The following is a 10,424-nucleotide window of genomic DNA, read 5'->3' as shown; positions in this document are numbered from 1 at the left end:
CAATACACTCTCTTCCAGCGAACCTTTATATTCTAAAATATCTACTTTATATATATTTCCTAAATATTTCTCTTTTTTTTCATCTAAAACTGGTACACAACGATAGCCAGTTTTATTTAAATGCTCCAGTGCTTCCCCTATTGTAATTGAACTTGAGCAAAATAAAACTTCCCTTTTCGGCACATAATTCCCTTTAATCCTCATAAACAGCCTCCTTATGTTAAAATACTTTCTGTGCCATAACTATATTATATTTTCAGAAAAAAATAAATAATTTATTTTATTTTTCTGAAAATTATTCATTTTCTTGTCATAATTTATTCACGTTTCATTCACTTATATCCCGTACAATACTAAACTTCTTTAAGAAAAATATATTGTAACTTACGCCGAAAAAAGCTAAAATAAAAATAAGAATTTTCTGAACATTCTAAGAGTAGGTGATTACATGTCTTTATTGCGCTCACATATATGTAAATTTATCGTCGGTGTTCTCATTATTTTTATCATTAGTCCTATTCCTGCTTTATTCATTACACATAAATACTCATACATAGCTGGCTTTATAAGCATTTTTCATAACTTCGCACAACTTTCTTCTATGACAATTCCAAAGATTGATTGGATGCACGAATCTATCCTTTTCTCAGCAAATCAGATGGTTCATACTTCTAATCATTCAACACCGTTATTCCCTTACATATGGGAAATATATTTTGTATCGATTGTTCGTTTTACCTTTACTCTTGCAATCGGATTCTTCATCAGCTTAGGGATCGGCCATTTATTTTTTAAAGCGCCTCATTCAGTCAAGAAGTTCACTTCTTTATTAAGATGGATACCGTACTCTTTTTGTACTGTATTATTACAATGCTCAGTCCTATTACTATTCCTATACATCGCAAAATTTATAAAGCTTCCTTACTACTCATCTTTTATCATCGTTTGTAGTACTTCCATGATTATCGTTATGCAAGCAATAAAAAAATGGGTCCCTTTCTTATGTAACAGAAATGAATATGAAATAAAACAATCTTCTTTCCTTGTAGATACATTGTTTTTGGCGCTTACTTCCAATCATAAATCTATTCTAGGTTCCATTATTCTTTCATTTATTTTTATGGAATGCGTTTTTCACGCAAGCGGATTATTACAATTTATTGTTCAATTTGGCGGAAATGCACCTGTAATTGTTACAATAAGCTTACTACTTTTGTATATCCCATATTGCATACTCTCTTTTCTTCAAACACTATGGACGACAAACCACTTTAAACAACAGTCCTACGCTTTAACGAGAAGTATTCCAAAACCTTAATTTGAAATAACCCTCTAGAATCTGAAAGTAGGGGGTTATTCCTTTTGTATAGCGGACAAAATAACAGCACATTCAAAAACTATTGCAGAAACATACCAATATTTACCCTTTTTCTTTGACTATTCTTTTCGTTTGGATTTATTATAAAAGTATAACATAATCGCAGGAGGTGACATCTTTATTCCCAAATACGGAATAGAGAACACACTTGGACATATTAAATATTTTTCTCATCTTTGTACTTATCCTTATTTCCGGCTTTTTCGTTGCATCAGAATTTGCTGTTGTAAAAGTACGAAAAAGCCGCATTGACCAGCTTGCAAATGAAGGCAACAAACAAGCTTTAGCTGCAAGAAGTGTCATATCTAATTTAGATGTTTATTTATCAGCTTGTCAGCTCGGGATTACGATTACTTCTTTAGGGCTTGGTTGGCTTGGTGAACCAACGGTGGAACATTTACTACGACCGCTCTTTGAAAAGATTAATATTACTGGAACAATGGCAAATACTTTATCCTTTATCATTGCTTTTAGTGTTATTACATTTTTCCATGTTGTATTAGGTGAATTAGTTCCAAAATCTTTCGCCATTCAAAAAGCAGAAGCAATCACACTTAAGTTTGCACGACCACTTATTTTATTCGATAAAATTATGTATCCATTCATTTGGCTACTGAACAGTACAGCTATCTTTTTCACAAAACTACTTGGTTTAGAGCCAGCGAAAGAAAATGAACTTGCCCATTCTGAAGAGGAACTACGACTCATTTTAGGTGAAAGTTTCAAAAGCGGCGAAATAAATCAAACCGAATATAAATATGTAAATAATATTTTTGAATTTGACGACCGAGTTGCGAAAGAAATTATGGTCCCTCGTACAGAAATGATTTGCTTATCTACTGAAAATACGTTAGAAGAAAATATGGATATCGTCGCAACTGAAAAGTATACACGCTACCCTATCATCGAAAAAGATAAAGATGATATTATCGGTATGATCAATACGAAAGAAGTATTTCATGATCAAACAAAAGGCATTCATAAGCCACTTGAATCTTACATACATCCAGTACTAACTGTATTTGAAACTGTTCCAATTCGCAAAACGTTAGTCCATCTACAAAAGAATCGCGTTCAGATGGCAATCGTTATGGATGAATATGGTGGTACTGCTGGACTTTTAACTATGGAAGATATTCTTGAAGAAATTATTGGAGAAATTCAAGATGAGTTTGATGCAGATGAATCACCTATGATTGAAAAACGTACGCCTAAACTTACTGTTTTAGATGGAAAAGTACTTATTTCTGAAGTAAATGATATGTTTGGCTTACATATTGATGAGAGCGACTTAGATACAATCGGAGGCTGGCTATTATCGCAAGCTGTTGACGTAAATATTGAAGCTGGCTACTCCATCGAATATGCCGGTTTTCAATTTAAGGCAGTAGAACTTGATGGACATCAAGTCAAAAAAATTGCTGTACATAAATTAGACACGAAGAAGGAGTTATAAAGTGATAGTATTATTAACAATCTGTATCATTGCCTGTTTCATTGTTTCATTTCTCGCCTTTATTTACCCTATCATTCCAGGTATCCTTGCTGTATGGGCTGGATATTTCATTTACCATTTTGGTATAAATGGAGGAGAACTAACAACTTCCTTTTGGATTATTCAAGTCATTTTCACACTATTCATTTTCGTTGCTGATTTTATTGCAAATGGATATTTCTTAAAAAAATACGGGAGTTCTAAATGGGGAGAACGTGTCGGTATGATTTCTATCATTGTCGGATCTTTCTTCTTCCCACCATTCGGTTTAATTATCATACCGTTCTTATCGGTATTTATTACAGAACTCATGCATAAAAAAGCGCCAAAAGACGCCTTTCTAGTAGGAGTTGCTACTGTAGTTGGTTTTTTAAGCAGTACCGTAGCGAAAGCCATTCTCCAAATCATTATGATTATCATATTTGTATGTTATATCATTTTTTAACCATCCCAATTTCGGGATGGTTTTTTAATAGGAAATACCTACTCGACTATTCTCATATCGGTTTTCACTACACAGATTCCACGTAAATTGCGCTGTATCACCAACTGTTATTTTCGCTCCCCCTTTTGGTAAGACATCTTTTTCAGTTCGATATACCCCTGTCACATCACCGTCTATTAAATGCGTCGGACAAACGACCGTCCAGCATAAATTGCTACCACTAAGTATCTTATATGCAGCTAAATGATCTTCTGCTGCTGTTGTCGTCTTCCTTTTTGATTCCGTTGATTGAAAACGATATAAATTTAGATTTGTTCTTGCTTGTAATATACCAGCTGTTCCTATTGTAATAATTTTATGAACTCCTTCTTCTTCCATTTGCTTTATAATTTGTGGCATACTCTTCGCTAATGTCCCATTTTGATCCGTTCCAAGTGCACTAATTACTATATCGCTTCCTTCTATCGCTTTCTTTATATCATTTTCATTTAGTACATTACCTTCTATCATTCGTAACCTTTCATCTTGTATTTCTATTCTCTTTACATCACGTGCTAATGCAGTCACTTCAGCTGAATCCTTTAATGCTAATTTAATTATGGTTGAACCTACTCGACCTGTTGCTCCTAATATACATACTTTCATTTGTTTCCCCCCTCTTTCATTCTTCCTCTATTTTTCAATAATCTCAATCAATTTACAACAAAAAAGCTTCCTCACATATAAGAGGAAGCTCTATTTTCACTTTATTTCTTTTCTTTAGAATCCGTAGACTTCTCAGTTCCACTCGTTTCTTTATCCTTTTTGTCCTCTTGTTGTGTTGTTGTATCGTCTTCTTTCTTCTTGTCCTCACCTTTACTACAACCTACCATTAATAAAGAACTTGCAAGTGCCATAGCAGTTAATGATTTAACCCATTTGTTCATTTGCGTTTCCTCCTTTAGATAGAATATGTACAATCCCATATTACTCTCTATTTTTAAAGGAAAGATTGAAAAATAGTAAATAAACGGTAAATATTTGTAAATTTTCCGACAATAGATATAGACACTCATTCTTTTTTCTCCATCAAAAATAAAAAACTAAGGCGCCTATCTTTCGCCTTAGTTTTTTATGCAAACTTCTCATTTTCATATATATGTTTAATCTTATACTCTTTCTTCACAACATATTGCCATACACTATAAGCATAACGGTTCATTTTCAGGAAGCAATTTTCTAAAAACGAGCGGAATTCTGGATTCGCAACTTCAACTGCCACTTGAGCGAACTTTAGTGCTAACCCTTTTAAATGCGAAATATAACACGTTGCAATATGAACATCGCCTGTATATTTACTATCAGTTTCTTTTTCCATTTCATGCAAATGAAATGCAATTGGTTCACAAGTAATATGCTGTACATTCTCTCCTTCTTGAAAATTCACTTGTTCATTATAAGCTTGCAACATATATGGTAAATGATGCTGTAATAGCTCTTTTAATTCTTCGTCTCTTACCTTTCCTGTATACTCTCCAACCTTATATATAAGCATATAACTATACCTCATTAATTCTTTCATACAATCCATGAAACTTCCTCCATTCTCTTTTGTCTATTTACTATAAATATGACGCTATAACATTTGCTATTCTTGCTAAAAACCAATCCCACTTACTAATATTCTCAAAGTCTTCTTCTGAAAAGCTTTTTGATTTATGAAAGTCTTCTTTTAATCGGTTCCATACATCAGCAACAACTGTTTTATCATATATGACACAGTTAGATTCACAATTTAAATAAAAGCTTCTATTATCAAAATTCGCTGTTCCTATATCAACAATTTCTCCATCAATGATTGTTACTTTCCCGTGAAAAAAACCATTCCGATATTGATAAATCTCCGCCCCGGCATGTAACATATCTTTCAAATACGGATAAGCTGCTTGTTTTAACAATACCGCGTCACTTTTAAATGGCACGAGAACTTTCACATTGACACCACGGTTTAATGCATCTTTTAACTCTTTCATCATTTCTTTACTTGGTACAAAATATGGCGTAGCAATAACTAAAGATTTTTTAGCTTGCTTTAAAAGCGCTCCATACTTTTCCCATAAACCTTTTCCATCTGAAAATAAATATTGATATTGTACATTCCCTATCGCCGGTAAACCTTCATGTACAGGCATTTTTTCTCCCGTATCTTCTTTCCAGTCAGCAGCAAATTTTCTTTCCATATCCGTAGCACCATTCCCACTGACTCGCACATGATAATCACGCCATGGACCAAATTTCGGATCTTGTCCAAGGTACTCCTTTCCAATGTTAAAGCCGCCAACATAGGATATTTTTCCATCTATCGTAACGATGCGTCTATGGTTCCGTTGATGCAATGAATAGAATAAATGTTTCAATTTAAGCTTTTTACTAAACGTAAACTGGACACCATTGCTTTTTAGTTGACGAATTATCTTTTTCTTCAGCTTATATCCACCTATTCGATCAACTGACAATTTTACTTCTACTCCACTCAATGCCTTTTTCTCGAGCAACTGCAAAAACTCTTTACTTATTTCATCTTTACCTACAATATAAAAATGGATATATATATACTTTTCTGCATTACGTATATCCTCAAATAATTTCGTATATAACTCTTCACCGTTCGTATACAATTGAAATTCACCTAATCGCACTTGTCCTAATTTATATTCACTAGCCATTTTTTTCCCCATTTCCACATCGATGTTCATCCAAATGAATACACCTATAAAAAAAAGGAGTACAACGAAAAAGTGTTTCATGGATATTTTCCTTTCTCCACTTACTGTTATTTCTATATCTTCCCTTTTTTAATACAATATCATTCAAGAAAATATGTCATTACATGATATATGTCCATATCAAACGATAGCTCATTTGCATATTGTATGTTGTATCTTAAAATAAAAGGAGGAAATAACAATGGGCTTCGCACATGGTAATGGATTCGCGCTATTAGTCGTATTATTTATCCTCTTAATCATCGTCGGTGCTGCTTGCTTCTGCTAAGTAGTTATCGTCATATGATATGTGGATGAAAAAACTATAAAAGCGGACACCTATTTTCAGGTGTCCGCTTTTCATATGAAAAACATTTCAATCCGTTATACATATTCATCTCAAAAAGTTAGTAATGTAGCTACTTTCTTACTCTCTGCCTTGCGTATATGACGTTGTTCTGCACGTAATACTGCAATGCGGTATAATTCTTTCTCTTCTTCCGTTTCAGGGATTACTCGCGGCACTGGAACTGGATTATTCTCCTTACTAAGCGCAACAAAAGTAACAAATGACGTTGCTGCTATACGCTTCTCACCTGAAATCAAATCTTCTGCTACTACCTTCACAAATACTTCCATAGAGGTTCTACCCGTCCAAATTACAAAGGATTCATAACTAACACAATCTGAAGAGCGAACAGGATGTAAGAAATCTACCCAATCCATAGATGCTGTGACACATTCTTTTCTTGCATGCCTCGTTGCTGAAATAGAAGCAACCATATCCATTTCGGCTAATATCTTTCCACCAAATAGCGTATTGTGATCATTTAAATCTGTTGGAAATACTCGGCTCGTTTTAAACACTCTAGACTCATTAGCTGTTTTACCCTTTACTTCAGTCATTGCTATCACCTCTTTGATTATTTAATCCGCTATTTGCAGACAGTAAGACTCCCACCACAAAATTCGGCTGGAGCAAAGAAGTTCGGTAAGAGTTCCATTTCCCATTAACACTATAACGGTATGAGCTTACTATCACTACAGGTTTAATATTAACAACATTCAGAACTCTTAGTCCACAAAAAAGAACCGATCTTATCAATCGGCTCCTCTAAATACATATTGTTCTTTTGGTGGTTCAACTTTATTCCATTTCGTTACTTCTAATACAGGGATATTCGCATGGAACGGTTGATAAAATTCAGTGGAAATTTCTCCCTCTACTTGAATCCAATCATCGTTTTTCCATTCTACACCTTCTGGCTTTTTCACTAACATACCATATACACCCGAATCCGCTACACAATGTATAATACCGAAACGGAATAAGAAATATTGTTCTTTTTTAGAAGAATCATCTTTGAAAATAAACCCTTTATAAGATAATTGTTTTCCAGTAAACTCGCCTGGATAATTGTAAATTGTTTCCATTCCTTTTAGGAAATTTTCATCATTTAACGTTACACTATCTTTCGTTACAAACTCTTTCTTCCCTTTTTCCATTACACCACGGTATCCTTCTTTTCCGTAATAAATACTCGTGTCTGGTCTTAAGAATTGCCTTCTCATAAATGGATCTGTACTTTCTGCTTGTGCAACAGGAAAATGAAATCCTTTCGCCTTAACGATATCTGAATCTAACGTTGCAATTGGGAAAAACAATCCTGAGACAATTGGAAAACAGAAAACTGTGTAAGAAAATGCTTTTTTCCACCATGTATTCTCATCATTTGAATGATCATGCCCGCAATGGGTATGATCACAACTACAATTTTGTTTTCCTTGTTCTTTCTCATGTTCTTTTTGGAATACGATAATAATTTGAACGATCGTTAAAAACCCTAAAATAATAGCCGCTGTTGTTGATAAATAGGCATACCTCATATTGATATACTTCGTAATATTACCGGAAATATGTAGCTGCGCGATTAAGATTGTAAAACCTAATAATACATACGCTCGAAACATAACCTACCACCCCATCGCATAAATGAGTAGTGAGCTTGCATAAACAACAAGTGTAACTGTAACTGTAACGACAATTACAAATTTCGTTTTAAATGTCGCAAGCATCATAAACATATTTTTAATATCCACCATCGGTCCATATACGAGGAACGCGACAAGTGATGCTGTTGAAAATGTACTTTGGAATGACGAAGCAATAAACGCATCCGCTTCTGAACAAAGTGATAATATGTAAGCAAGCCCCATCATAACAGCTGGTGAAGAGAACGGCCCTTGTCCTATAGCAAGAAGTGTTGAAGTTTGTACGAACGTTTGAACTGCCGCTGCAATTAACGCACCTAATACTAAATATTTTCCCATCGAGAAAAATTCCTCAACTGCATGCGTACATACATCCCACATTTTTTTACGTAATGGACGCTTGTGATTCACTTCTGGAAAGTGATCATCTCTTAATTGATGTTCTTTAAACATAAATGATAGTATAATTCCAACGATAATTGCTACGATAATCGCTACAATAGAACGATACCATACCATATGCATACTGCTTCCAAAGGCAACGTATGTTGCAAATAATACGACCGGATTAATAATTGGGCCAGTTAACATAAATGCAATCCCGGCATATGGCGGAACCCCTTTTCCGATTAATCGCCTTACAATCGGAACAATTCCACATTCACAACCTGGAAACATCATACCTAAAAAAGTAGCCATTAAAACAGACAGAAAACGGTTTTTCGGCATCCATTTTGCTACCATATCCTCTGTTACAAACATTTGAATGAAACCTGAAATAAATACACCAATGAGCACAAAAGGAAGTGCTTCGATCAATATGGAGATAAAGATTGTATTCATTTGCAGGAATGCTTTCGGTAATTGAAACAATTCCATGATGTATTTCCTCCAACTTTTCATTAACAATATGTAATTTTAACTCCATTTTATTAATTGGACAAGACTTATACGGAATTCACTCCCTTCATATACATTACATTTTATAAGTTATATTCTATTCAAAACTTTTGATTTCATAGCAAAAAAGCTGCTCTAGCGCAGTTACACAACTATGCTAGAGCAGCTTTTTTCTCGTTAAAAGTAACGTTTCTTCCAAAAAACAAACGCTAATGTGAAAGATAGTGTTACACATATTATGAGTACAATTACAAAACCATGTGCTTCCCCTTCAAACGGAACCTTTACGTTCATTCCAAAGAAACTAGAAACCATCGTTGGTAACGATAAAATGATTGTGATAGACGTTAACAGTTTCATAACACTATTTAAATTATTTGATATAACGGAGCTAAAAGTATTCATCATTCCACTTAAAATGTGACTATATATTTCCGCCATTTCAATCGCCTGTTTATTTTCAATTAATACATCTTCTAATAAATCTTGATCGTCTTCATACATTTTTAAAAATGTACTGTTACGCATTAATTTTTGAATTACAATTTTATTCGCCTTTAATGATGTTGTAAAGTAAACTAAACTTTTTTCAAGGCCTAGCAATGTGAAAATTTCTTTATTTTTCATCGACTTATTTAATTGATGCTCTAAATCGATTGTTTTTCTATTAATTTGCTTTAAGTATCTTAAATAATAAGTAGAAATCGTATATAAGAGCTGAAGTGCAAAGCGTGTCTTTTTAAACGTATAAAATTCTTTAATACGTTGATTAATAAAACGTTCAAAAATTGGATTTTCTTCTAAACAAATTGTCACAAAGCAATCTGGCATTACAATCATACCTATTGGAATTGTGTCATAAATTGAATTTCCTTCTTCATCATGTCTAACTGTTGGAATATCCACGATTATTAAAGTATTATTGTCTTCCTTTTCAATACGAGAGCGTTCTTCATCATCTAAAGGGTCTTTAATGAAATCTAAGTCTACATTTAAAGTTTGTACTAGATATTGAATTTCTTCTTCCGTTGGATGAAGTACATTAATCCAGCAACCCTTTTGCATTTCCTCAACCTCTTGTAGTTTTCCGTTTCGGTCTGTTAAATAAATATTTAACATACTATCACCCCGATTCTTTTTACATGTAGGAATCTACCTCTCTTACAGAACAGTTTTTGAACCGCCATTCTCAGCATATGAAACATACGTTTAAATTTCAATAGAAAAATTATTTTGAAAACGTTTTTATAAGAAAAATATTATAAAGTGAAACTTTAATCAGTGGGGGCTTTCATCCCCCACTGATTATTAGCCCTCACCAATCGGGCTTTTACGGGCAGTTGATCCCCCACCTAACTTCTTCGCTTTCGCTGAATTTTGAGGTGGGGGTCTTACTGCCCGTTAATGCGGGATAAAAATCGACTTGACTTTTTCACTAAACACTTGTAAGCTTCAATTTCTTTACGTTTT

At 33.8% G+C, this 10,424-nt stretch carries 13 protein-coding genes; 4 read left to right on the top strand and 9 right to left on the bottom strand.

From position 1 onward, the window contains the following. On the bottom strand, positions 1–204 hold a 204-nt coding region (locus KI369_RS24395; protein ID WP_212957797.1), incomplete at its 3' end, for a CBS domain-containing protein. Positions 205–448: 244 nt separating this feature from the next. Between KI369_RS24395 and KI369_RS24390 the strand changes: the two genes are divergently transcribed. The 3 genes from KI369_RS24390 (at position 449) to KI369_RS24380 (ending at position 3,318) form a co-directional block, all read left to right on the top strand. Further along, on the top strand, positions 449–1,318 hold the full coding sequence (locus tag KI369_RS24390) for a hypothetical protein (RefSeq protein WP_212957795.1): 870 nt from the start codon (positions 449–451) through the stop codon (positions 1,316–1,318). A 208-nt stretch (positions 1,319–1,526) separates the two neighbouring features. Continuing rightward, positions 1,527–2,834, top strand: coding sequence for a hemolysin family protein (locus tag KI369_RS24385; RefSeq protein WP_212957793.1), 1,308 nt, complete (start codon positions 1,527–1,529; stop codon positions 2,832–2,834). A 1-nt stretch (position 2,835) separates the two neighbouring features. Further along, positions 2,836–3,318 (top strand): DUF456 domain-containing protein, encoded by a 483-nt coding sequence (locus tag KI369_RS24380; protein WP_212957791.1) that lies wholly within the window; start codon positions 2,836–2,838, stop codon positions 3,316–3,318. A gap of 24 nt (positions 3,319–3,342) precedes the next feature. On the opposite strand, the gene KI369_RS24375 is transcribed toward KI369_RS24380, so the two are convergent. The 4 genes from KI369_RS24375 to cls form a co-directional block, all read right to left on the bottom strand. Continuing rightward, complete coding sequence (locus tag KI369_RS24375) at positions 3,343–3,963, bottom strand: NAD(P)-dependent oxidoreductase (RefSeq protein WP_212957790.1); 621 nt, start codon at positions 3,961–3,963, stop codon at positions 3,343–3,345. Positions 3,964–4,064: 101 nt separating this feature from the next. Continuing rightward, complete coding sequence (locus KI369_RS24370) at positions 4,065–4,244, bottom strand: hypothetical protein (RefSeq protein ID WP_001045960.1); 180 nt, start codon at positions 4,242–4,244, stop codon at positions 4,065–4,067. Between the two features lie 185 nt (positions 4,245–4,429). Further along, entirely contained in the window at positions 4,430–4,888 is a 459-nt protein-coding gene (locus KI369_RS24365; protein ID WP_212957788.1) for a spore coat protein, read from the bottom strand. A 31-nt stretch (positions 4,889–4,919) separates the two neighbouring features. Next, a complete protein-coding gene (cls, locus tag KI369_RS24360; protein WP_212957786.1) occupies positions 4,920–6,104 on the bottom strand; it encodes a cardiolipin synthase in 1,185 nt (394 codons plus the stop codon). Positions 6,105–6,264: 160 nt separating this feature from the next. Between cls and KI369_RS24355 the strand changes: the two genes are divergently transcribed. Beyond that, positions 6,265–6,351: a YjcZ family sporulation protein gene (locus tag KI369_RS24355; protein ID WP_000505094.1), complete on the top strand. Its 87-nt coding sequence runs from the start codon at positions 6,265–6,267 to the stop codon at positions 6,349–6,351. Positions 6,352–6,461: 110 nt separating this feature from the next. Here the strand turns inward: KI369_RS24355 and KI369_RS24350 are convergent, their stop codons facing one another. The 4 genes from KI369_RS24350 to KI369_RS24335 all read right to left on the bottom strand — a co-directional run bounded on the left by KI369_RS24350 (position 6,462) and on the right by KI369_RS24335 (position 10,073). Next, the gene (locus KI369_RS24350) at positions 6,462–6,968 is read right to left on the bottom strand and encodes an acyl-CoA thioesterase (RefSeq protein ID WP_151630696.1); all 507 of its coding nucleotides are present in this window, start codon (positions 6,966–6,968) and stop codon (positions 6,462–6,464) included. 195 nt (positions 6,969–7,163) lie between these two features. Then, positions 7,164–8,033 carry a TIGR03943 family putative permease subunit gene (locus KI369_RS24345; protein WP_212957784.1) on the bottom strand — a complete coding sequence of 290 codons (870 nt, stop codon included), beginning with the start codon at positions 8,031–8,033 and terminating at the stop codon, positions 7,164–7,166. Positions 8,034–8,036: 3 nt separating this feature from the next. Beyond that, complete coding sequence (locus tag KI369_RS24340) at positions 8,037–8,933, bottom strand: permease (protein ID WP_000418724.1); 897 nt, start codon at positions 8,931–8,933, stop codon at positions 8,037–8,039. Between the two features lie 198 nt (positions 8,934–9,131). Next, a complete protein-coding gene (locus tag KI369_RS24335; RefSeq protein WP_000932392.1) occupies positions 9,132–10,073 on the bottom strand; it encodes a magnesium transporter CorA family protein in 942 nt (313 codons plus the stop codon). Positions 10,074–10,424 lie beyond the last annotated feature (351 nt).

This window comes from Bacillus sanguinis, from assembly GCF_018332475.1.
GTDB lineage: Bacteria > Bacillota > Bacilli > Bacillales > Bacillaceae_G > Bacillus_A > Bacillus_A sanguinis.
Note: the sequence above shows the minus strand (reverse complement) of the source record. Positions and strands in the feature narration are given on the sequence as shown.